The organism is Micromonospora sp. SYSU B005, assembly GCF_055362685.1.
The window spans coordinates 1-17,615 of the sequence record NZ_JAXCFU010000005.1 but is presented as its reverse complement, the minus strand read 5'-3'; the positions used below and the strand labels follow the sequence as shown (position 1 = coordinate 17,615).

The 17,615-nt window shown below is 72.0% G+C and carries 19 protein-coding genes; 13 read left to right on the top strand and 6 right to left on the bottom strand.

The window, feature by feature from the left end; translation table 11 throughout:
- Window positions 1–65 precede the first annotated feature (65 nt).
- Window positions 66–905 (top strand): DUF3027 domain-containing protein, encoded by an 840-nt coding sequence (locus SM452_RS13710; RefSeq protein ID WP_135242967.1) that lies wholly within the window; start codon window positions 66–68, stop codon window positions 903–905.
- A 4-nt stretch (window positions 906–909) separates the two neighbouring features.
- Here SM452_RS13710 and SM452_RS13705 read toward each other — a convergent pair whose 3' ends face one another.
- Window positions 910–1,173 carry a DUF2530 domain-containing protein gene (locus SM452_RS13705; protein WP_135242968.1) on the bottom strand — a complete coding sequence of 88 codons (264 nt, stop codon included), beginning with the start codon at window positions 1,171–1,173 and terminating at the stop codon, window positions 910–912.
- A gap of 92 nt (window positions 1,174–1,265) precedes the next feature.
- On the opposite strand from SM452_RS13705, the gene SM452_RS13700 reads away from it, so the two are divergent.
- The 5 genes from SM452_RS13700 to thpR all read left to right on the top strand — a co-directional run bounded on the left by SM452_RS13700 (window position 1,266) and on the right by thpR (window position 5,769).
- Complete coding sequence (locus tag SM452_RS13700; RefSeq protein WP_355512420.1) at window positions 1,266–2,747, top strand: NCS2 family permease; 1,482 nt, start codon at window positions 1,266–1,268, stop codon at window positions 2,745–2,747.
- A gap of 61 nt (window positions 2,748–2,808) precedes the next feature.
- The gene (locus SM452_RS13695) at window positions 2,809–3,258 is read left to right on the top strand and encodes a MarR family winged helix-turn-helix transcriptional regulator (protein ID WP_030274920.1); all 450 of its coding nucleotides are present in this window, start codon (window positions 2,809–2,811) and stop codon (window positions 3,256–3,258) included.
- A 68-nt stretch (window positions 3,259–3,326) separates the two neighbouring features.
- Window positions 3,327–4,613, top strand: coding sequence for an MFS transporter (locus SM452_RS13690; protein WP_262015392.1), 1,287 nt, complete (start codon window positions 3,327–3,329; stop codon window positions 4,611–4,613).
- 75 nt (window positions 4,614–4,688) lie between these two features.
- Window positions 4,689–5,198, top strand: coding sequence for a hypothetical protein (locus tag SM452_RS13685; RefSeq protein ID WP_463840031.1), 510 nt, complete (start codon window positions 4,689–4,691; stop codon window positions 5,196–5,198).
- A 4-nt stretch (window positions 5,199–5,202) separates the two neighbouring features.
- Window positions 5,203–5,769, top strand: a complete 567-nt coding sequence (gene thpR, locus SM452_RS13680) for an RNA 2',3'-cyclic phosphodiesterase (RefSeq protein WP_463840030.1) — start codon at window positions 5,203–5,205, stop codon at window positions 5,767–5,769.
- Window positions 5,770–5,833: 64 nt separating this feature from the next.
- Here the strand turns inward: thpR and SM452_RS13675 are convergent, their stop codons facing one another.
- From SM452_RS13675 to SM452_RS13660, 4 genes are all read right to left on the bottom strand, one after another.
- A complete protein-coding gene (locus tag SM452_RS13675) occupies window positions 5,834–6,820 on the bottom strand; it encodes an aldo/keto reductase (RefSeq protein ID WP_463840029.1) in 987 nt (328 codons plus the stop codon).
- A 62-nt stretch (window positions 6,821–6,882) separates the two neighbouring features.
- Window positions 6,883–7,971, bottom strand: a complete 1,089-nt coding sequence (gene sepH / locus SM452_RS13670) for a septation protein SepH (RefSeq protein ID WP_355512428.1) — start codon at window positions 7,969–7,971, stop codon at window positions 6,883–6,885.
- Between the two features lie 191 nt (window positions 7,972–8,162).
- Entirely contained in the window at window positions 8,163–9,290 is a 1,128-nt protein-coding gene (gene serC, locus SM452_RS13665; RefSeq protein WP_463840028.1) for a phosphoserine transaminase, read from the bottom strand.
- A 251-nt stretch (window positions 9,291–9,541) separates the two neighbouring features.
- Window positions 9,542–10,648 (bottom strand): citrate synthase 2, encoded by a 1,107-nt coding sequence (locus SM452_RS13660; RefSeq protein ID WP_262015397.1) that lies wholly within the window; start codon window positions 10,646–10,648, stop codon window positions 9,542–9,544.
- Between the two features lie 273 nt (window positions 10,649–10,921).
- Here SM452_RS13660 and pdxH point away from each other — a divergent pair, with 273 nt between their 5' ends.
- From pdxH to SM452_RS13625, 7 genes are all read left to right on the top strand, one after another.
- Window positions 10,922–11,551: a pyridoxamine 5'-phosphate oxidase gene (gene pdxH / locus SM452_RS13655; protein WP_209310504.1), complete on the top strand. Its 630-nt coding sequence runs from the start codon at window positions 10,922–10,924 to the stop codon at window positions 11,549–11,551.
- Entirely contained in the window at window positions 11,548–12,840 is a 1,293-nt protein-coding gene (locus tag SM452_RS13650) for an MFS transporter (protein WP_262015398.1), read from the top strand. Before pdxH ends, SM452_RS13650 begins: the two co-directional genes overlap by 4 nt.
- Before the next feature lie 16 nt (window positions 12,841–12,856).
- Window positions 12,857–13,783, top strand: coding sequence for an aldose 1-epimerase family protein (locus tag SM452_RS13645; protein WP_262015399.1), 927 nt, complete (start codon window positions 12,857–12,859; stop codon window positions 13,781–13,783).
- Window positions 13,784–13,785: 2 nt separating this feature from the next.
- The gene (locus SM452_RS13640; protein ID WP_262015400.1) at window positions 13,786–14,388 is read left to right on the top strand and encodes a nitroreductase family protein; all 603 of its coding nucleotides are present in this window, start codon (window positions 13,786–13,788) and stop codon (window positions 14,386–14,388) included.
- Between the two features lie 53 nt (window positions 14,389–14,441).
- A complete protein-coding gene (locus tag SM452_RS13635) occupies window positions 14,442–14,747 on the top strand; it encodes a type II toxin-antitoxin system VapB family antitoxin (RefSeq protein ID WP_013283726.1) in 306 nt (101 codons plus the stop codon).
- Window positions 14,748–14,778: 31 nt separating this feature from the next.
- Window positions 14,779–15,939: an acyl-CoA dehydrogenase family protein gene (locus SM452_RS13630; protein WP_463840027.1), complete on the top strand. Its 1,161-nt coding sequence runs from the start codon at window positions 14,779–14,781 to the stop codon at window positions 15,937–15,939.
- Window positions 15,940–16,038: 99 nt separating this feature from the next.
- Window positions 16,039–16,809, top strand: coding sequence for a DUF4230 domain-containing protein (locus SM452_RS13625; RefSeq protein ID WP_262015402.1), 771 nt, complete (start codon window positions 16,039–16,041; stop codon window positions 16,807–16,809).
- A gap of 85 nt (window positions 16,810–16,894) precedes the next feature.
- Here SM452_RS13625 and SM452_RS13620 read toward each other — a convergent pair whose 3' ends face one another.
- The gene (locus tag SM452_RS13620; protein WP_135242981.1) at window positions 16,895–17,098 is read right to left on the bottom strand and encodes a PspC domain-containing protein; all 204 of its coding nucleotides are present in this window, start codon (window positions 17,096–17,098) and stop codon (window positions 16,895–16,897) included.
- Window positions 17,099–17,615 lie beyond the last annotated feature (517 nt).

The window sequence follows — 17,615 nt, the reverse complement described above, 5'->3', positions numbered from 1 at the left end:
TTCCACGTGCGCCGCATCACCCGGAGAGAATGACTCCGGGGAGTGCCTGTCGCCCGTGGACGGGCATGGGGAACAATGGTCCGGTGACCAGGCCCGCCTCCGCCCGCGCTCCCCGGCTCGACCAGGTCTGCGCCGCCGCCGTCGAGGTGGCCCGCGACGCGATCACCGAGGTGGAGCCCACCGACATCGGCGATCATCTCCAGGCGGTCGCCGAGGGCGATCGGGTCGTCACCCACTACTTCGAATGCCGGATGGCCGGTTACCGCGGCTGGCGCTGGGCCGTCACGGTGACCCGGGTGCCGCGCAGCCGGCACGTCACCATCTGCGAGACGGTGCTGCTGCCCGGCCCGGACGCGCTGCTCGCACCGGGCTGGCTGCCGTGGCAGGAGCGGCTCAAGCCGGGCGATCTGGGCCCCGGCGACCTGCTGCCCACCCCTGCCGACGACGAGCGGCTCGCCCCCGGCTACCTGCTCTCCGACGACCCGGCAGTGGAGGAGACCGCCTGGGAGCTGGGCCTGGGCCGGCCCCGGGTGCTGTCCCGGGAGGGCCGCGCCGAGGCCGCCCAGCGCTGGTACGACGGCGACCACGGCCCGGACGCCGCGATCTCGGTCGCCGCGCCGGCCGCCGCCCGCTGCGGCACCTGCGGTTTCTACCTGCCGCTCGCCGGTTCGCTGCGCCTGGCCTTCGGCGCCTGCGGCAACTTCTTCGCCCCGGACGACGGCCGGGTGGTGAGCGCCGACCACGGGTGCGGCGCGCACTCGGAGACGCTGGTCGAGGCGGCCGAGACGCCCGTCGACGAGCTGCCGACCGTCTACGACGACAGCGCGGTCGAGGCCATGACCGTCAGCCGGGCCCCGGGCTCGGTGGAGTCGGCCGAGCCGGCGGAGCCGTACGGCCACCCCTGACGGGTCAGCGCTGTCGCTGCGCGGCGGCAGCGCGTCGGCGACGCCGGTTGGCGTCGTGCCGCATCATCACCGCCAAGCCGGGAAAGCCCCACAGAAAACCGGCCAGGCAGGTCCAGAGCCAGTTCTGACGCCCGGACTCGGTGAGCCAGTCCCGGAAGAAGATCAATAGCACCAGGCCGGCCACCGCCCAGGCGATCAGCCCGGCGACGGCGAACGGCACCATCGGCGGGTCGAGCGGCTCCGGCCGCGGCTGTTGCTCCTGTGACACCGGCCCAGCCTACGTGATCGTTCTTCCCTGCCCGCCAGGTGATCTGGGACGATGCGCGCGACAAAACCCGGCCGATGACCAGATGAGGAACCATGTCCATTGCCCCGCCGCCGGATCACGGCACTCCGCCCGATCCCGCACATCCACGTAACGCCTTCGACCGCTACTTCCTGATCTCGGCACGCGGGTCCACGCTGAGCCGAGAGCTGCGAGGCGGCTTCGCCACGTTCTTCACGATGGCGTACATCGTGGTGTTGAACCCGCTGATCCTGGGCAGCGGGAAGGACGGCGACGGCCGTTCGCTTGCGATTCCGGCGCTCGCCGCGGCGACCGCGCTGGTCGCCGGCCTGATGACCATCCTGATGGGCGTGGTGGCCCGGTTCCCGATCGCGCTCGCGGCCGGCCTGGGCGTGAACGCGCTCGTCGCGTACGAGATCGCGCCCCAGATGACCTGGGCGGACGCGATGGGCCTGGTGGTCATCGAGGGTGTGCTGATCGGCATCCTGGTGCTCACCGGCCTGCGTACCGCGGTGTTCCGCTCGGTGCCGACGCAGCTCAAGACCGCGATCGGCGTCGGCATCGGTCTGTTCCTGACCATCATCGGCCTGGTCGACGCCGGTTTCGTCCGGCGCGTGCCGGACGCCGCGAACTCCACCGTGCCGGTCGGCCTGGGCATCAACGGCAAGATCGTCAGCTGGCCGATGCTCGTCTTCGTGGTCGGCCTGCTGATCACGCTGGTCCTGGTGGTACGCCGGGTCCGGGGCGCGATCCTGATCGGCATCCTGGCCTCCACCGTGCTGGCCATCGTCGTCGAGGCGATCGCCAACATCGGCCCGTCCTTCGTCGACGGCAAGCCGAACCCGAAGGGCTGGGCGCTGAACGTGCCCGAACTGCCCAAGCAGATCGTGGACCTGCCCGACCTGTCGTTGCTGGGCCAGTTCAACGTGCTGAACTCGTGGAGCCGGGTCGGCTGGCTGGTGCCGCTGATGTTCATCTTCACGCTGCTCATCACGGACTTCTTCGACACCATGGGCACGATGGTCGCGATCGGCCAGGAAGGGGACATGCTCGACGAGACGGGCACCCCGCCGAAGGCCAAGGAGATCCTGCTCGTCGACTCGATCGCCGCCGCCGCGGGTGGTGCCGCCTCGGTGTCCAGCAACACGTCGTACATCGAGAGCGCCGCAGGCGTCGCGGAGGGTGCCCGGACCGGCGTGGCCAACCTGGTCACCGGCGCGTTGTTCCTGCTCGCCATGTTCCTGGCGCCGCTGTCGCTGATCGTGCCGTTCGAGGCCGCCTCGACGGCGCTGGTGGTGGTCGGCTTCCTGATGATGACGGCGGTCCGCACGATCGACTGGACCGACTACGAGATCGCCATCCCGGCGTTCCTCACCATCGCGCTGATGCCGTTCACCTATTCGATCTCGAACGGCATCGGGGCCGGCGTGATCAGCTTCGTGCTGCTCAAGGTGGCGAAGGGTAAGGCCCGGGAGGTCCACCCGCTCCTGTACGGCGTCGCCGTGCTGTTCATCGTGTACTTCCTGCGCGGGCCGGTCGAGTCCGTGTTGCTCTGACGCTGGTGAGCCTGGTCATAACGCATGTCGTTAGCCAGGCTCATTAGTTAAGCTAACTAGTGTGACGGAGCGGACGGTGACGGCGAAACGCGTGCCACCGGCGCAGCTGGCTCCTCAGCTGCGAGATGCGATCACCCGGCTCAACCGGCGGGTCCGACAGGCCCGGCCGGTCGGCGACCTCACGGTCACCCAGCTGTCGGCGCTCACCAGCCTCAATCTGGCGGGCGCCCTCACGCCACGGGAACTCGCTGATGTCGAACGGGTGCAGCCGCCCACGATGACGAAGATCGTCGCGAAGTTGGAGGAGCGCGGCCTCGTGCAGCGCACCCCCCATCCGACCGACGGACGGCAGGTCATCCTGGCGGCGACCGAAGGGGGAAGGGCCGTACTCGACCAGTTCGAGCGGGCCCGCAACGAGTGGCTGGCCACCCGGCTGGCCGCGCTGACCGAGGACGAACGCGAGACGCTACGGCGTGCAGCGGACATCCTCCAGGGCATCGCTCGCGCCTGACACCGCCGCCCGCGGTTCGCTTCGTCAGCTGTGGATGAAGCGTACCGACGCAAGGAGGCGCACCTAGAGTGCAGGCCAAGCTGAGCACGATGTTCCAGTCCCTACGAGTCCGCAACTATCGACTCTTCGCCACCGGGCAGCTGATCAAACTGATCGGCGTCTGGATGATGTTCATCGCCCAGGACTGGCTCGTCCTCGAGCTCAGCGACAACTCCGCGACCGCGCTCGGCGTGGTCACCGCGTTGCAGTTCACCCCCGTACTCCTGCTCACGCTGCTGTCCGGCCGGCTCGCCGACCGCTACGACAAGCGGATGCTGCTCTTCGTCGCCAACGCGTTCTGGACCGTGCTCGCGCTGGCCATGAGCATCCTGGTCCTCACCGGCCTGGTGCAGCTCTGGCACGTCTTCACGTTCGCCGCCCTGCTCGGCGTCTCCAACGCGGTCGAGACGCCGGTCCGCCAGGCGTTCGTCTCCGAGCTGGTCGGCATGCCGCTGCTGCCGAACGCGCTCTCGCTCAACGCAGCAGTGTTCAACTCCGCCCGGATCGTCGGCCCCGCCGTCGCCGGCCTGGCCATCGCCGTCGTCGACGTCGGCCCGGTCTTCCTGGTCACCGCGCTCAGCTCGATCGCCCCGCTGGTGAACGTGGTCCGGATGCGTACCGACGAGCTGCACCGCAAGGACCTGCCGCCGGTCGGTGAGCGCGACCAGGCCCGGGTGGTCGACGGCCTCCGGTACGTGGCACGCCGCCCCGACATCCTGCTGCCGATGGTCCTCATGTCGGTGATCGGGATGAGCCTGTTCAACTTCCAGCTCACCCTCGCCGCGCTCGCGAAGACCGTGTTCAACACCGGCGCCGCCTCGTTCGGCCTGTTCAGCACCGCCCTCGCGGCCGGCGCGCTGGTCGGGGCGCTGGCCGGCACCGGACGGCGCAGCCGGCCCTCGGTCTGGCTCGTGCTCGGTGCCGCGATCGGCTGCGCGGTCTTCGGCACGCTCGTCGGGCTCGCCCCGGCGTACTGGCTGGTCGTGACGCTGCTGCTGCCCGCCGGGTTCTTCATGATCTACTTCGCCCAGGCCGCAAACCAGCGCGTACAGCTCGGTGTCGACGCCTCCTTCCGGGGACGGGTGATGGCGCTGTGGGTGCTGGTGTTCCTGGGCACCAACCCGGTCGGCGCGCCGCTGATCGGCTGGGTCGCCGAGACGTACGGCGCCGGCGCGAGCATCTGGGCCGGCGGCCTGATCTCGCTGACCGCCGCGTTGCTGGCGCTCACCTGGCAGCTGCGCCGCTCTGGCGCCCGCCTGCGGATGCGGGTGCTGCCGATGCCCCGCTTCTACGTGGTGTCGCCCGGGGCGAAGTAGCCCCGATAGCCGGTCGTGCCGGTCCGATTACCCAAACGGGTGGCGGGCCGGTGCGGCAGGGCTTAGCGTCGATGTGTGGAAGTGGGGCAGGGACTGCTGCTGGCGCTGGCGATCCTCGCCGTCTGCTGCCTGCCCGCCCTGTTCGCGCTGCTGTTCTGCGCTGATGAGATCATCGACCGGGTCGCGTGCGGGTGGGCCGAGTGGCGGGAGCAGCGCCGGGAACGCCGTACCATCGCGCGGCTCGATCGGGCCATCGAGGCCGAGGCGCTGACCCGCGACATCGACCTCACCGAGTTCGACAAGGACGGCCGCCGCCCGCTGGAACAACTCGCCACCGACCTTCGCCGGCTCGGCGGCCACCGGCTCGCCGCCGCCGACCGCAGCGTGGTGTGGCACGGCGCGGTCATCGAGGCGTACGACGAACGGCTGCGCGCCGCCTGCCACGCGCTCGGCATCGCCGAACACCTGGCCGAGCTAAACGGCGTCGACCGGGAGATCGAACGGGTACGCGTCGAAGGGTTGCTGCACGCCGCCGGGCTGACCCTGCCGGCCGCCCGCGCCGCGCACCACCAGCGACACCGCTGACCGGGTGCGTCTCTTCGCGGCGATCTACCCGCCTGCCGTGGCGGTCGCCGACCTGACCGCCCGGATGAAGGGCCTGCGGGTCGCGTCCGCCCGCCACGCCCGCCTGGCCGACCCGGCGAACCTGCACCTCACGCTCGCCTTCCTCGGCGAAGTGCCGGACGACCGGCTGGCCGATGTGAAGCACGCGCTCGCCTCGGCCGCCCGGACGGTTCGCAGCCCACTGCTGCGCCTTTCCGGCGGCGGCTGCTTCGGTGCGGGCCGGTCCACTGTGCTCTGGGTCGACGTGCGCGGCGAGGTGGAGGTGCTCGACGCGCTCGCCCGGTCGGTCCGCGGCGGGCTGCGCGAGGCCGGGCTGCCGTGCGACGACAAGCCGTTCCGGGCGCACCTGACCATCGCCCGCCCCGGCGATCGGGTGCCCGAGGCCGACGTCCGCTCGGACGTGCACACGCTGCACGACTACGCCGGGCCGCAGTGGGCGGCCGACGAGTTGCTCCTGATCCGCAGCCACCTGGGCCGTACGCCGCCGCGCTACACCCGCGTCGCCGTGTGGGCGCTGGCGGCGGGGAGTTGATGCGGGCGGGGCGTTAAGAAGGGGCCCCTCCTCTACCGGAGGCGTTAAGAAGGGGCCCTTCCATTCACCAGGCCCAGGCTTCGGGGCCGGGGCCGCCGTTGCCCACCGGCGGGAACAGCTCGTCGAAGCGGGTCAGCGTCGACTCGTCCAGCCGGACGTCGAGGGCGCCGAGGTTGCGGTCGAGCTGGTCCATCGTGCGCGGGCCGACGATCGGGGCGGTCACGCCCGGCCGGGACAGCAGCCACGCCAGCGCCACATCCGCCGGGTCGTGGCCGAGGTCGGCGCAGAGCTTCTCGTACGCCTCGATGGTGTTCCGGTGCTCGGCCAGCGCGTCGGCCGAGCGGCCGCTGGTGCCGCGCGCCGCGCTGCCCTCGGCCATCTTGCGGATGATGCCGGAGAGCAGCCCGCCGTGCAGCGGCGACCAGGGGATGATGCCCAGCCCGTAGTGCTGCGCGGCCGGTACGACCTCCAGTTCGACGTACCGGGTCAGCAGGTTGTAGATGCACTGCTCGGAGACGAGCCCGAGGAAGTTGCGCTTGCCGGCCGCGGCCTGCGCCTGCGCGATGTGCCAGCCGGCGAAGTTGGACGAGCCGACGTAGATCACCTTGCCCTGGGCGACGAGCGTCTCCATCGCCTGCCAGATCTCCTCCCACGGCGTGGTCCGGGAGATGTGGTGCATCTGGTAGAGGTCGATCGTGTCGGTCTGGAGCCGGCGCAGCGAGTCCTCACAGGCCCGGATGATGTGCCGGGCGCTCAGGCCCTGCTCGTTGGGCCACTCGCCCATCTTGCCGTACACCTTGGTGGCGAGGACGACCTTGTCGCGGCGCCCGCCGCCCTGCGCGAACCAGCGGCCGACGATCTGCTCGGTGACGCCCTCACCGAGCTTCCAGCCATAGACGTTCGCGGTGTCGAAGAAGTTGATCCCGTGTTCGAGCGCCCGGTCCATGATGGCGAAACTGTCCGGCTCGTCGGTCTGCGGGCCGAAGTTCATCGTGCCGAGGCAGAGTCGGCTCACGGACAGGCCGGTGCGTCCCAGGTTCGTGTACTCCATGACTCCACCCTGGCACGCCGGCACTTAGAGTGCCCTCTCAACGAGCCAGGGTGGAGTGTGGATCAGGAGGATTCGCGGGCCGCCGGGCCGGTGCCGAACAGCACGTCGTCCCAGCTCGGCAGCCGCTTACGCGGCTTGCCACCGGCCTCGGTGGACTCGGCGGCCGCACCGCCGGTCGCCGCCGCGGGGCCGGTGCGGCGGGGCCGCAGCACGGCCAGCGAGGGTACGGCCGGGATCTCCTTCGGCGCGTCCGAGTCGTCGTCGAAGGCCGAACCCTGCCCACCACCGAGCAGCGCGGCGGCACCACCGGCGACGGCCCGCTGACGGGGCGCCTCCTGCCCGGCCAGCGCGGCCGGGGAGCGGGTGTCGAGACCACGCCCGGACGTGCCGCCGAGCGGACGGTCCAGCGAGGCGAGCAGCGCGTCCCGGCCGGCGCGGATCGGGTCACGCCCCGGACGGGCGTGCTCGGAGGCGGCCGGCAGACCGTGCCCACCCCGGCTCGGCTCGCCGCGCGACGGACCGGGCAGCGCGTGACCGCCCCGCTCCGGCGCCGGCTCCTGGCCGAGGATCGGCGTGGGCCGCTCGGCGCACAGGTATTGCGCCATGTCGTCGTGCGGGGTGACGTTCTGCCGGGTCTTGTCCAGATCCCACACCGCCTGCGCGGTGGCCTTGCCGGACGGCCAGGTCGCGATGATGCGCCAGGTGCCGTCGTCGCGGCGGTAGGCGTCCCACGAGATCTTCTCGGTGTCGATGCCGTGCTGGGCCAGCCGGCCGTTGACGACCTCGGCCAGCGGGGTCGGCTTCTCCGCGCCCTTGAGCCGGGTGCGGCGGGCGTGCTGGGCGAGCATGGCCCGCTCCTGGAGCACCGGACCGGCGTAGCGCAGCACCCGGTCGACCGGTACGCCGGCGATGCGGGCGACGTCCTCCGCGGACTCGCCGGACCGGATCCGGGCCTGGATGTCCCGTGGGGACAGCGACGGCGTCGGGTCGGTGGCGCTCGGCACCACCGCGAGCGGCGGGGCGCCCGGCTCGGCGTGCAGCGCCGACGCGATCCGCTCGTCGATGGGCAGCGCCAGCAGGCGCCCCACCTCGTCGGCGAGCACCAGGGCCTGGCCGTCCTCGGAGAGGGCGACGAAGCGTACTGGGCGCATGGGCTTGCCTCCGTCCCGCTTCGCTGGCCGTCACGCCACGGGAGCCGGCCACCCGGGCGTCTCGCACCACCGTACGCTCATCTACCCGCCGATGGGGACTGCGACACCCCGGCATGTCGTGACTGAGCTGCGGTAACGATCACGGTGGGTGGCCGCCGGAGCCCCGACGGCCACGCACCGTGACGACGTGATCAGAGTCGCTCTACCACGTAGTCGATGGACGCGGTGAGCGCCTCGACGTCGGCCGGCTCGACGGCCGGGAACAGCGCCACCCGCAGCTGGTTGCGGCCCAGCTTGCGGTACGGCTCGGTGTCGACGATGCCGTTGGCGCGCAGCGCCTTGGCGATCGCCGTCGCGTCCACCTCGTCGGCGAAGTCGATGGTGGCGACCACGTTGGACCGCAGCGCCGGGTCCGACACGAACGGCGTGGCGAACGACGAGCGCTCGGCCCAGCCGTACACGATGCCGGCGCTCTCGGCGGTGCGCTTGGCCGCCCAGGCCAGCCCGCCCTGGGAGTTCATCCAGTCGGTCTGCTCCGCGGCCAGGAAGATGGTCGCCAGCGCCGGGGTGTTGTACGTCTGCTCCAGCCGCGAGTTGTCGATCGCGGTGACCAGGTCGAGGAAGGCCGGGATGTAGCGGCCCGACTCCTTGACCTCGGTGGCCCGGGCCAGCGCGGCCGGCGACATCAGGGCCAGCCAGAGCCCGCCGTCGGAGCCGAAGCACTTCTGCGGCGCGAAGTAGTAGACGTCGGTCTGGGCGACGTCCACGTCCAGGCCGCCCGCGCCGGAGGTGGCGTCGACGAGCAGCAGCGAGCCCTCGTCGGCGCCCGCGACGCGGCTGATCGGCACCGCGACACCGGTGGAGGTCTCGTTGTGCGGGGTGGCGTAGACGTCCACGCCGGCCTCGGCCACCAGCGACGGGGCGCTGCCCGCGTCGGACTTGCGCACCGTCGGCTCACCGAGGAACGGCGCGTCGGAGACCGACTTGGCGAACTTGGCACCGAACTCGCCGAAGCTGGCGAACTGGGCCCGGTCGCGGATCAGGCCGAACGTGGCGACCTCCCAGAACGCGGTGGTGCCGCCGTTGCCGAGCACCACCTCGTACCCCTCGGGCAGGGAGAAGAACTCGGCCAGGCCGCGGCGCAGCCGGGACACCTGGTCGCGGACCGTCTTCTGCCGGTGCGACGTGCCCAGGTAGCTGGTGGCGACGTCGGAGAGGGCGGAGACCGCGGCCGGACGGACCTTGGACGGGCCGCAGCCGAATCGTCCGTCGGCGGGCCTGATCTCGTCGGGAATCCGGATGGTCGGTGCGTCAGCCACGGTCTTGAAGATCCTTCCGCATGGGCGAGAGGTGAGCTGGCAGGCGCGGACGATGTCCTGCCGCGTGGCGGCGGGCGGCGTCCGAGCCCGTTCCGGCGACACTGCCACGGCCATCCTCGCACCTGCCCGGGCACGTCCGGCGGGCTGTCCCACCCCGGTCGGTGAGGCGTCCGCCACACGTGGGCCGTGCCGGTCCCGGAAATGCCGGAGCCCCGCTCCACCGGCAGGGGAACGGGGCTCCGGGCGAGACGTCAGACGCCGTGCGGGATGGCGTCCCAGCCCTCGACCTGCTGCGGCTTGCGCGGGCCGTGGCCGACGTACGTGGCCGACGGCCGGACCAGCCGCTGCAGCTTCTTCTGCTCCAGGATGTGCGCGGACCAGCCGCCCATCCGGGCGCAGGTGAACATCGAGGTGAACATGTGCGCCGGCACCTCGGCGAAGTCCAGCACCACCGCCGACCAGAACTCGACGTTGGTGGCGAGGACGCGGTCCGGGCGGCGGGCCTGGAGCTCGGCCAGCGCGGCCTTCTCCAGCGCCTCGGCGACCTCGAAGCGGGGCGCGCCCAGCTCCTTGGCGGTACGCCGCAGCACGCGGGCGCGCGGGTCCTCGGCCCGGTAGACCCGGTGGCCGAAGCCCATCAGCCGCTCGCCCCGGTCGAGGACGCCCTTGACGTACCCGTCGGCGTCGCCGCTGCGCTCGACCGCCTCCAGCATGCTGAGCACCCGGGACGGTGCGCCGCCGTGCAGCGGGCCGGAGAGCGCGCCGATGCCGGAGGAGATGCAGGCCGCGGCGTCCGCGCCGGTGGAGGCGACGATCCGGGCGGTGAAGGTGGAGGCGTTCAGGCCGTGCTCGGCGGCCGAGATGAAGTACGCGTCGACGGCCTTGACGTGCCGCGGGTCGGGCTCACCCCGCCAGCGCTTCATGAACCGCTCGACGATGGTCTCCGCCTTGTCGATCTCCTTCTGCGGCACGGCCGGCAGGCCCAGGCCGCGCGCCGACTGGGCGACGAAGGACAGCGCGGTGACCGACACCCGGGCCAGGTCCTCACGGGCCTGCTCGTCGGAGATGTCGAGAAGCTGGCTGAGCCCCCAGTACGGCGCGAGCATGGCGACCGCGGACTGCACGTCGACGCGGATGTCACCGGAGTGCACCGGCACCGGGAACGGCTCGGCCGGCGGCAGGCCCGGGCCGAACCGGCCGTCCACCAGCAGCGCCCAGACGTTGCCGAACGAGACCTGGCCGATCAGGTCCTCGATGTCCACGCCCCGGTAGCGCAGTGAACCCCCCGCGCGGTCGGGTTCGGCGATCTCGGTCTCGAAGGCTACGACGCCCTCCAGGCCCGGTTTGAAATCGGACATGTCGTCTCCTGGCTTCGGCTCGGCGCGCCCGGGCGGGCTGATCGAGCCCCGCAGCTCAGGCGACCCTTCAGGGATGTGGTTCGGAACATCTTGCCCGCTGGGTAACAAGCTGCGCGACCCACAGCCACTGTGCGCCACGCGACATCCCCGCCGCTGGACGTCGGTGAGAGAGGGAGAAGACTGGGTACCGGGGCCTGGCCAGCGTCGGGGGACGCCGGCACGCCCGGGAGAGGGACAACCACAGTGACAGGCGACACACCCGCCCCGGCCGGCATGCGTAACGAGTACGCCGCCGACCTGGGCCTGACCGAGACGGACCTGGCACCGGACTGGCACACCCAGTTCGCCCGCTGGTTCGCCGACGCGGTGGCCCATCCGCTGCCGGAGCCGAACGCGATGGTGCTCGGCACCGCCGACGACCGGGGCCGGCCCAGCGGGCGCACCGTGCTGCTCAAGGGGTACGACCCGGAGGGCTTCGTCTTCTACACCAACCACGGTTCGCGCAAGGGCACCGAGGTGACCGGCAACCCGTGGGCCAGCCTGGTGTTCCCGTGGTTCCCGATGCAGCGGCAGGTGACGGTGACCGGCCGGGTCGAGCAGGTGGACCGGGCCGAGACCGAGGCGTACTTCGCCGGCCGGCCGCGCGGCTCGCAGCTCGGGGCGTGGGCCAGCGCCCAGTCGGCAGTGGTGCCGGACCGGGCCGCGCTCGACGAGGCGTACCGGGCGGCGGCCGAGCGGTTCGCCGACGTGGACCCGATCCCCGCGCCGCCGCACTGGGGCGGGTTCCGGGTCCGTCCGGAGACCGTCGAGTTCTGGCAGGGCCGGGCCAGCCGGCTGCACGACCGGCTGCGCTTCCGGCGTACCGGGGACGGGGTCTTCGTCGTCGAGCGGCTCGCGCCGTGACCGACGTCACGCAGGCCCGGCGGCGGGGTGCGCGCCGCTGGGCGATCGACCTGCGCCCGCTGCGCGTGCCCGCGTACCGGCGGGTCTGGACCGGCAACGCGATCGCCATGTTCGGCTTCCAGTTCACCGCCGTGGCGGTGCCGGTGGAGATGTTCGACCTGACCGGCGGCTCGCTCTGGGTCGGTCTGCTCGGCATCGCGGGCTTCGTACCGTTGCTGCTCTTCGGGTTGTGGGGCGGCGCGGTCGCCGACGCCCGGGACCGCCGCCGGGTGCTGCTCGTCGGCGGCTGCGTGCTCTGGGCCTCGACGCTCGGGCTGCTGGTGCAGTCGCTGGCCGGCGTGCGCAGCCCGCTGCTGCTCCTGCTGCTCGTCGCCCTCCAGTCGACCGCCTTCGCGATCACCTCGCCGGCCCGCAGCGCGATCCTGCCCCGGCTCGTGCCGGCCGAGCTGGTCCCGGCGGCCACCACGCTGAACTTCACCACGTTCACCGCCGCCGCCGTCTTCGGCCCGCTCGCCGCCGGCCTGATCTTCGCCGCCTGGCAGGTCGAGGTGGCGCTGCCCATCGCGTACGCGGCGGACGCGCTGCTGTACACGGCGGCGCTCTGGGCCACGCTGCGGCTGCCCGCGATGCCGCCCACGCCGGACCCGGACGGCGGCGTCCGCAAGGCCGGGTTCGCCAGCATCGTCGACGGCTTCCGTTACCTGGCCACCACGCGGGTGCTGCTGCTCTCCTTCGCCATCGACCTGATCGCGATGATCCTGGCCATGCCGCGGGCGCTGTTCCCGGAGCTGGCGCAGGATCGCTTCGGCGGCGCCTCGGCGGTGGGCTGGCTCTACAGCTCCATCGCCATCGGCGCGATGCTGGGCGGCCTGACCTCGGGCTGGATCGGCCGGGTCCGCCGCCAGGGCCTCGCGCTCACCGTGGCGGTGGTCGGCTGGGGCGTGGCGATCGCGCTCGCCGGGCTGGCCGGCCAGTTGTGGGTCGCAGTGGTGCTGCTGGGCGTCGCCGGCGCCGCCGACCTGGTCAGCGCCACGCTGCGCCAGTCGATGCTGCTGGTCTACGCGCCGGACCGGATGCGGGGCCGCCTCCAGGGCGTGAACACGGTCGTGGTGGCCGGCGGCCCGCGCCTGGGCGACCTGCGGGCCGGTGCGATGGCCGCCGGTTTCGGCACCGGCTTCGCCATGGTCGGTGGCGGTCTGGCCGCCGCCGTACTCGCGGTGCTGCTGGTGGTGGCGTTCCCGGCGCTGCTGCGCTATCGCTCGACCACCCCCGCCGAGGAGCGCCGCTGACGGTAGGGTCGCCGACATGGGGATCGACGCGCAGCCACCGTCCGGTGCACAGTGGACCATCGCGGCCGACGGCCACGAGGCCGTCGTGGTCGAGGTGGGCGGCGGGCTGCGGGCCTACCGCTACGACGGTGTGGACCACCTCGACGGGTACGCCGAGGACGAGGTCTGCCCCGGGTCGGCCGGGCAGGTGCTGGCGCCGTGGCCGAACCGCATCCGGGACGGCGTCTACACGGTCGGGGAGCGGTCGTTTCAGCTCGACCTCACCGAGCCGGAGCGGCACAACGCCCTGCACGGCCTGGTGAACTGGGTGCGGTGGCAGGCGATCGAGCAGTCGTCCGACAGCGTGACCATCGGCTACGACCTGCCGCCGAGCCCCGGCTACCCGTGGGCGCTGCGGATGCGGGCCCGGTGGAGCGTCGGCCCGGACGGCCTGCGGGCCGAGCACGAGGCGACGAACCTCTCCGACGAGCCCGCGCCGTTCGGCTTCTCCGTCCACCCCTATCTGCAACTGCCGAAGGTCGGCGTGGACGAGCTGCGGCTGCATCTGCCGGCCCGGCGGCGGGTGCTGGTGGACAGCCGCCTGCTGCCGGTCGCCGCCGCCGAGGTGACCGGCTCCGAGTTCGACTTCACCAGCCCGCGTCCGATCGGCGACCTGGTCCTCGACACCGCGTTCGGTGACGTCGAGCGGGACGCCGACGGCGGCTCGGCGGTGGTGCTCGGCGCGCCGGACGGCTCGTCCGGGCTGCGGATCTGGGCGGACCGCGAGTTCGGCTGGTGGCAGGTGTTCACCGGCGACACCCTCGGCGGGGAACGGCACCGCCGGTCCGTGGCGGTGGAGCCGATGACCTGCCCGCCCGACGCGTTCCGCTCCGGCAAGGACCTGATCATGCTGGAGCCGGGGCAGACCTGGCGGGGCGCCTGGGGCGTCCGTCCGGAGGTCTGAGCGTGGAGTTCGCCGAGGTCGTCCGGCGCCGCCGGATGGTGCGCAACTACGACCCCGACCGGCCGGTGCCGCCGGAGGTGGTGGACCGGCTGCTCGACCACGCCGTGCGGGCCCCGTCGGCCGGGTTCTCGCAGGGCTGGGGCTTCCTGGTGCTGGAGGAACCCGAGGACCGGGAACGGTTCTGGGCCGCCACCACGCCCGGTGGCGGCGGCCGGGAACGCTGGCTGGCCGGGATGCGCCGGGCGCCGCTGATCGTGGTGCCGCACGCCAACCGCGACGCCTACCTGGACCGCTACGCCGAGGCGGACAAGGGCTGGGCGGACCGCGACGAGGACCGCTGGCCGGTGCCCTACTGGTACGTGGACACCGGTTTCGCGGCGCTGCTGATGCTGCTCACCGCCGTGGACGAAGGGCTGGGCGCCTGCTTCTTCGGCATCCCGCCGCAGCGCATCGGGGCGTACCGGGACGCGTTCGGGGTACCGCCGGAACTGCACCCGATCGGTGCGATCACAGTAGGTTACCGAGCTGTCGACCACCGGTCACCGTCGCTGCGCCGAGGGCGTCGTCCGGTGCAGGATGTGGTGCGGCGGGGACGGTGGACCTGAGCGGTTAGGCTGACATCCACATTGTCAGCCTGGCCTGGGGAGGAGAGCACGCCGTGATCTTCAGGGCGGTCCGGGACGGGCGTCCCTACCCGGAGCACAACCTCACGCTGAAGCAGTGGGCCGAGATTCCGCCGCGCCCGCTGCGGCTTGACCAGCTCATCACCACCAAGCGCGAACTCGCGCTGGACAAGCTGCTCGCGGAGGACTCCACCTTCTACGGCGACCTCTTCCCGCACGTCGTCCAGTGGAACGGCGGCCTCTACCTGGAGGACGGCCTGCACCGGGCGCTGCGCGCGGCGCTCCAGCAGCGAAACCAGATCCACGCGCGGGTGCTCGTGCTCGGTGACCAGGGCGAGTGACGCCTCCCTGAGGCTTGGTTAAGGTGACGCCATGACTCCTCTCGACCTGCTCGACATCGATGCGTCGCTCAGCGACGAGGAGCGGCAGATCCGCGCCGTCGTGCGCCGGCTCGTGACCGACCGGGTACGCCCGCACGTCGCCGGATGGTACGAGGACGGCCAGGTGCCGGCCCGCGAACTGGCCCGCGAGTTCGGCAAGCTCGGCCTGCTCGGCATGCACCTGACCGGGTACGGCTGCGCCGGCTCCTCGGCCGTCGCGTACGGGCTGGCCTGCCTGGAACTGGAGGCCGGCGACTCCGGCGTCCGGTCCCTGGTCTCGGTGCAGGGATCGCTGGCCATGTACGCCATCTGGCGCTTCGGCAGCGAGGAGCAGAAGCAGCGCTGGCTGCCCGCGATGGCGGCCGGCGAGGCGATCGGCTGTTTCGGGCTCACCGAACCCGACCACGGCTCCGACCCCGGGTCGATGGCCACCCGGGCCCGCCGCGACGGCGACGACTGGATCCTCAACGGCAGCAAGCTGTGGATCACCAACGCGCCGATCGCCGACGTGGGCGTGATCTGGGCGCGTACCGACGACGGGGTGCGCGGCTTCGCCGTACCCATGGACACGCCGGGGGTGACGGCGCGCGAGATCCGGCAGAAGATGTCGCTGCGCGCGTCACTGACCGGCGAGATCGCGCTCGACGACGTCCGGCTGCCGGCCGACGCGCGACTGCCCGAGGCGATCGGGCTCAAGGCGCCGCTGGGGTGCCTGACCGAGGCCCGGCACGGCATCGTCTGGGGCGCGCTGGGCGCGGCCCGCGACTGCCTGGAGACGGCCCTGGAGTACGCGACCACACGCACCCAGTTCGGCCGCCCGCTCGCCGGTTTCCAGCTCACCCAGGCCAAGCTCGCCGACATGGCGGTGGAGTGGAACAAGGGGATGCTGCTCGCGCTGCACCTGGGCCGCCTCGCCGACGCGGGCACGCTGCGGCCCCACCAGGTGAGCGTGGGCAAGCTGAACAACGTCCGCGAGGCCCTCGCCATCGCCCGGCAGTGCCGCACGATCCTCGGCGCCAACGGCGTGTCCGGGGAGTACCCGGTGATGCGGCACGCCAACAACCTGGAGAGCGTGCTCACCTACGAGGGCACCTCCGAGATCCACCAGCTCGTCATCGGCCAGCGGCTCACGGGCCTGTCCGCGTTCGCCTGACCTGCGGTTTCACCCGATCGAGGCGCTCGGCGAGCGGCTGTCGCACGGTGGCCGTACCGTCATTGTCAGTCGATGTGTCGGACGAGGACGGTGACGGCGATGGCCCGCGACGGTGACATCAACGAGCCCACCCGGGAGTTCCCGGACTACCCCACCAGCGAGTCCCTTCGCGACCGGGCGGAGGGTTCGCCCGATCCGGATCCCGGTCCGGGCGCCCCGGCGTCGGGCGGCGGTGCGGCGCGCGGCCTGCTCTGGGTGCTCGGCGCGGCGGCGCTGGCGGTCGTGGTGCTGCTCGGCGTGCAGGCCACCGGTCTGCTGCCCGACTTCCGTAACCCGTTCGCCAAGGAGCAGACCGACCGCAGCCAGCCGCCGCTGCTCAAGTCGATCCGTGACCTGAGCCGCTACGTCGCCGCCGAGGGCAACTTCCAGGTCGTGGTGGACGTGCAGAACGACAGGCGCAACGTGCCCGACTTCCTGCTCAACGAGCGCACGCTGTTTGTCGGGGCGGGCCGGGTCGAGGCGTACGTCGACTTCACGAAGATCGCCGACGGTGCCGTGGTGGTCTCCGAGGACGGCAAGTCCGCCGAGATCAAGCTGCCCGCGCCGCAGCTCGGCGAAACCGATCTGGACATGGACAAGAGCTACGTGTTCGCCGAGCAGCGCGGCCTGATCAACCGGCTCAACGACCTGGTGGCCGGCGACCCGAACCGGCAGCAGCAGGTCTACAAGCTCGCCGAGGACCGGATCACCGCTGCCGCCCGGGACAGCGGCCTCACCGCCCGGGCCGAGGAGAACACCCGCAAGATGCTCGAAGGGCTGCTGCGCTCCCTCGGCTACGAGAAGGTGACTGTCACCTACGCGGCACCCTGACCTCCCTGCTCTGACGCCGCGCGCCCGCCCCGAGGATCCGGGGCGGGCGCGTCGCGTGTGTGCCGGCGTCCCGGCTCGTGTCGCGTCAGCGGGTGGCGAGGTAGCGGTCCTCGTTCGGCATCAGAACCCACAGGACCAGGTAGATGATGACCTGCGTGCCGGGCAGCAGCAGCGACAGCAGGAACAGCAGCCGGACCATGCCGGCCGACATGCCGAACCGCTGCCCCAGGCCGGCGCAGACACCGGCGATCATGCGCCCCTGGCGGGGCCGGACCAGTTTGCGACTCATCGTCGTCTCCCACTTCTGCGGCGATCCGCCGCGCTGATTCCACGGTAGAAAGGGGTACGCGCCGCGCCCTCAGCCCCGAGGAGGATCGGCGACCAGGGCACCCGTAGGTGCTTACCCCGGCCCCTCCCCACCAACGCACCCCCGCTCCCCGCCCCGCTCCCCGCCCCCCGCCCCGCTTACGCGATCTTGCAGTTGCGGCCCATGTTCTGCCCCATTCGCACCCTTTCTGAGGGCCGCAACTGCAAGATCGCGGGATTGGTGGGGTGGCGGGGCGTTCGGCTGGCCCGCTGCGTCGAGCGCGTTCCGCCTCGCGAGACAGGCGTTCCGTGGAGTGGGATCAGTGGAGATCTTGGTAGGAAAAGGCCCCCATGAGGGCCATTTGCTTCCAAGATCTCGCCGGGAGCCGGGATAGATGCGTCGATCTGTGAGTGGGGTTGTCAAGTGGTGCGGTGGTGGTTGGTGATGGTGCGGTAGATCTGTCGGGCGATGTAGCGCTTGAGGCAGCGGGTGATTTCTT